Source organism: Brachybacterium sp. ACRRE (assembly GCF_022346485.1).
Taxonomy (GTDB): Bacteria; Actinomycetota; Actinomycetes; order Actinomycetales; family Dermabacteraceae; genus Brachybacterium; species Brachybacterium halotolerans.
The window spans coordinates 1-3,646 of the sequence record NZ_JAKRMO010000119.1; the positions used below are offsets into that span (position 1 = coordinate 1).

The following is a 3,646-nucleotide window of genomic DNA, read 5'->3' on the forward strand; positions in this document are numbered from 1 at the left end:
GTGTAGGTCATCGTCTTCTCCTTCGGGTCGTCGTGCCGGACCCCGATCATCTCGGGATTCGGGGTCTCAGGCCAGGGTCAAAAACAGCTTCTCGAGCTCCTTGCGGTCCAGATCCTTGTCCGGGCTGGTCATGCACTGCTCCATACCGCTGGCGATGATTGCGAATCCGGCGCGGTCCAGCGCCTTGGAGACGGCTGAGAGCTGGGTGACGACGTCCTTGCAGTCACTCCCCTCCTCGATCATCCGGGTGACAGCGGCGAGCTGTCCCTGGGCGCGCTTGAGGCGATGGACGACGGGGGTCATGTCCGAAGGGTCGAGTTCCATGGCGTTCTCCTGATTGAGGGGCGATGACTCGAGCATATACCCCCAGGGGTGTCTTGCATACCCCCTGGGGTATATGTCATTCTCTGTGGCGCGGGTGCAGCGCACCCGACGGTCGCCAGCCCGGCCACGGGGGCGACCGACTACGTGGAGAGGAAGCAGTCATGCCTGAGATCACCGTTGCCGAGACCGATGTCCGTCGCGTGCGGGACCAGATCGTCGATGTCCGCGAGGACGAGGAGGTCGCCGAGGGGACGATCCCCGGCGCGATCCACATCCCGCTCGGACAGCTCTCCGCGCGAGCGGGAGAGCTGGACCGGGAGCGGCCGGTGATCACGGTGTGCCGCAGCGGGCGGCGCAGCGCCCGCGCGGCGGAGCAGCTCGAGGCCGCTGGATTCGATACCGCGACGATGGGTGGCGGGATGGTCGCGTGGCATGCCGCCGGCCTGCCGACCTCCTGATTCCGCAGCCCAGAAGGAGGCCTTCATGACGTTCACCCTCGTCCTCACCCTGTTGCTGGCGGTCCTGATCGGCGTCTCGCTCGGCCTTCTCGGCGGCGGCGGCTCCATCCTGACTGTGCCGATCCTGACCTATGTGGCGGGACTCCCGCCCAAAGAGGCGATCGCCGCCTCGCTGTTCGTCGTCGGGACCACCTCGGCAGTCAGCGCCATCAGCCACGCCCGCGCTGGCCGGGTGCGGTGGCGCACCGGGTTGATCTTCGGGGCGGCGGGGATGGTCGGCGCCTTCGGAGGCGGGATCCTCGGCGGCTACATCCCCGGCACCGTGCTGATGATCGCGTTCGCGCTGATGATGGTCGCGACGTCGATCGCGATGATCCGCGGCCGCAAGGGCGCCCGCGCAAAGGATGCCTCCCCGCGCGAGCTGCCCACGGCGAAGATCGTGATCGAAGGGCTCGCGGTCGGACTCGCCACCGGCCTGGTCGGCGCGGGCGGAGGGTTCCTGGTGGTGCCCGCCCTTGCCCTGCTGGGAGGGCTGCCGATGCCCGTCGCGGTGGGCACCTCGCTGGTGGTGATCGCGATGAAGTCCTTCGCGGGACTCGCCGGCTACCTCACCTCCGTCTCACTGGACTGGGCCCTGGTGGGCGCGGTGACCCTCGCCGCGATCCTCGGCTCACTGCTCGGATCCCGCCTGGCCGGGCGGATCCCCGAAAACGTCCTGCGCAAGGGCTTCGGAGTGTTCGTCCTGGTCATGGGAGCCTTCGTCCTGGTCCAGGAGCTGCCAGGGATCGCCGGCACCATCGCCGGCGCGGTAGCGGTCCTGTTCGCCCTCGCCGCCGCCGGATGCTGGTTCCTCCTGCCGAGCTGCCCCCTGCGCGCGACGCGGCGGACCGCATGAGCGCCTCCGCTCCCCACGCACCCGGGCGCGTCCTCGCTCTGACGGAGACCACCTTCGGCTCCGCGATCCGTTCCCATGAGCTGGTCGTGGTGGACTTCTGGGCCTCCTGGTGCGCCCCGTGCCGGCGCTTCTCCTCCATCTTCGCTGCTGTCGCCGCTGAGCACTCGGAGGTGCTGTTCGCCTCCGTCGACACTGAATCGGAGCCCGGACTGGCGGCTGCCGCGAACATCCGGGCCCTGCCCACGCTGATGCTCTTCCGTGACGGGCTGCTGGTGCAGACCCATCAGGGCGGGCTCCGCGCCTCCCGCCTCACCAGGATGCTCGAGGCAGTGCGCGCCCAGGACATGGGTTCCGTGGGCGCGCCGGCCCCGGAGGCTGATCAAGGATGACCCATCGCACCATCGCTGCTCCGCTCCGATGGGGGCTGCGTGAGAACCTTCCCCAGTTCCTGCTGCTCGTGGCAGTCAACGCCCTGGTCGGGGCGACCCTCGGGCAGGAGCGGACCGTGCTGCCGCTGCTGGCCACAGAGGAGTTCGGGCTGGACCACTACTCCGGGGCGCTGACGTACATCCTCGCCTTCGGCCTGGCCAAAGCCGGCGCGAACTACCTCGCCGGCACCCTCAGCGACCGCCACGGGCGCAAGCCCGTACTGGTCGCAGGATGGGTGCTCGCCCTGCCTGTCCCGGTTCTGCTGATCCTGGCCCCGACCTGGGGGTGGGTCGTGGCCGCGAACGTCCTGCTGGGTATCAGCCAGGGCCTGACCTGGTCCACCACCGTGGTGATGAAGATGGACCTGGTCGGCCCCCATCGTCGCGGCACCGCCATGGGCCTGAACGAGGCCGCCGGCTACCTGGGGGTCGCCGGGACCGCTATGGCCACCGGATACCTCGCCGAGGTCTATGGACTGCGGCCTGCACCGTTCCTGCTGGGCGCCGCCTTCATCGCCCTGGGCCTGGGACTGTCGGTTCTCCTGGTGCGCGAGACCCGCGATCACGCGCGCCACGAGCCTGGCGGCGCTGAGGCGCCCGATAGGAAGGGCCGCAGCGACCGGGAGGTCTTCGTGCTGACCAGCTTCCGAGATCGGTCACTGTCCTCGATCAGCCAGGCCGGCTTGGTCAACAATCTCAACGACGGCCTCGCCTGGGGGCTCTTCCCCGTCCTCTTCGCGACCGCGGGGCTGCCACTGGGGCAGGTCGGCGTGCTCGCCGCGGTCTATCCGGCCGCATGGGGCGCTGCGCAGCTGGTGACCGGGGCGCTGTCTGACCGGTGGGGCCGTAAAGGCCTCATCGTCGCCGGCATGCTCACCCAGGCACTGGCCCTTGCCCTGATCGCTGCCGGCTCGAGCTTCCCGTCATGGCTCGGGGCGATGGCGCTGCTGGGCCTGGGCACCGCGATGGTCTACCCCACCCTGCTCGCCGGCATCGGCGATGTCGCCCATCCGTTGTGGCGGGCACGCGCGGTGGGCGTCTACCGGCTGTGGCGTGACGGTGGCTTCGCCATCGGCGCCCTGGTCGCCGGCATCACGGCCGATGCCCTCGGACTCGAGGCCGCGGTCATCATCGTGGCCGCTCTGACTGCCGCATCCGGAGTTCTCGTCGCGCTGCGCATGCGCCGCAACGACCACCTCCCGACTCCCTCGTTGCATACCCCTGGGGGTACCTGATACCCTCGGGGGTATAGCTCGACTGTTATCGCCCACACCGCACAGGAGGAATCGTGCTTCTCGAACGCATCTATGACGAGGACCTGTCCCAGGCCAGCTACTTCATCGGCTGCCAGTCCCAGAGCGTGGCGCTGGTGGTGGATCCGCGGCGCGACATCCAGGTCTACCTGGACCTGGCCGCCCACCACGGGATGACCATCACCGCGGTGACCGAGACCCACATCCATGCCGACTTCCTCTCCGGCACCCGTGAGCTGGCCGCCGCCACCGGCGCCACCGCGTACGTCTCCGGCGAGGGTGGGGAGG

At 69.4% G+C, this 3,646-nt stretch carries 5 protein-coding genes and 1 pseudogene; 5 read left to right on the forward strand and 1 reads right to left on the reverse strand.

What is annotated here, in order from left to right:
• Positions 1-66: 66 nt before the first annotated feature.
• Complete coding sequence (locus MHY49_RS18780) at positions 67-324, reverse strand: metal-sensitive transcriptional regulator (RefSeq protein WP_239206759.1); 258 nt, start codon at positions 322-324, stop codon at positions 67-69.
• 161 nt (positions 325-485) lie between these two features.
• Between MHY49_RS18780 and MHY49_RS18785 the strand changes: the two genes are divergently transcribed.
• The 5 genes and pseudogenes from MHY49_RS18785 to MHY49_RS18805 all read left to right on the forward strand — a co-directional run.
• Positions 486-782 carry a rhodanese-like domain-containing protein gene (locus MHY49_RS18785; RefSeq protein ID WP_239206761.1) on the forward strand — a complete coding sequence of 99 codons (297 nt, stop codon included), beginning with the start codon at positions 486-488 and terminating at the stop codon, positions 780-782.
• 25 nt (positions 783-807) lie between these two features.
• Complete coding sequence (locus MHY49_RS18790; protein WP_239206763.1) at positions 808-1,677, forward strand: sulfite exporter TauE/SafE family protein; 870 nt, start codon at positions 808-810, stop codon at positions 1,675-1,677.
• Positions 1,674-2,066, forward strand: coding sequence for a co-chaperone YbbN (locus tag MHY49_RS18795; RefSeq protein WP_239206765.1), 393 nt, complete (start codon positions 1,674-1,676; stop codon positions 2,064-2,066). The genes MHY49_RS18790 and MHY49_RS18795 overlap by 4 nt, the downstream gene beginning before the upstream one ends.
• Entirely contained in the window at positions 2,063-3,340 is a 1,278-nt protein-coding gene (locus MHY49_RS18800) for an MFS transporter (protein ID WP_239206767.1), read from the forward strand. Before MHY49_RS18795 ends, MHY49_RS18800 begins: the two co-directional genes overlap by 4 nt.
• Before the next feature lie 53 nt (positions 3,341-3,393).
• Positions 3,394-3,646: pseudogene (locus MHY49_RS18805) on the forward strand (MBL fold metallo-hydrolase); the annotation flags it as partial.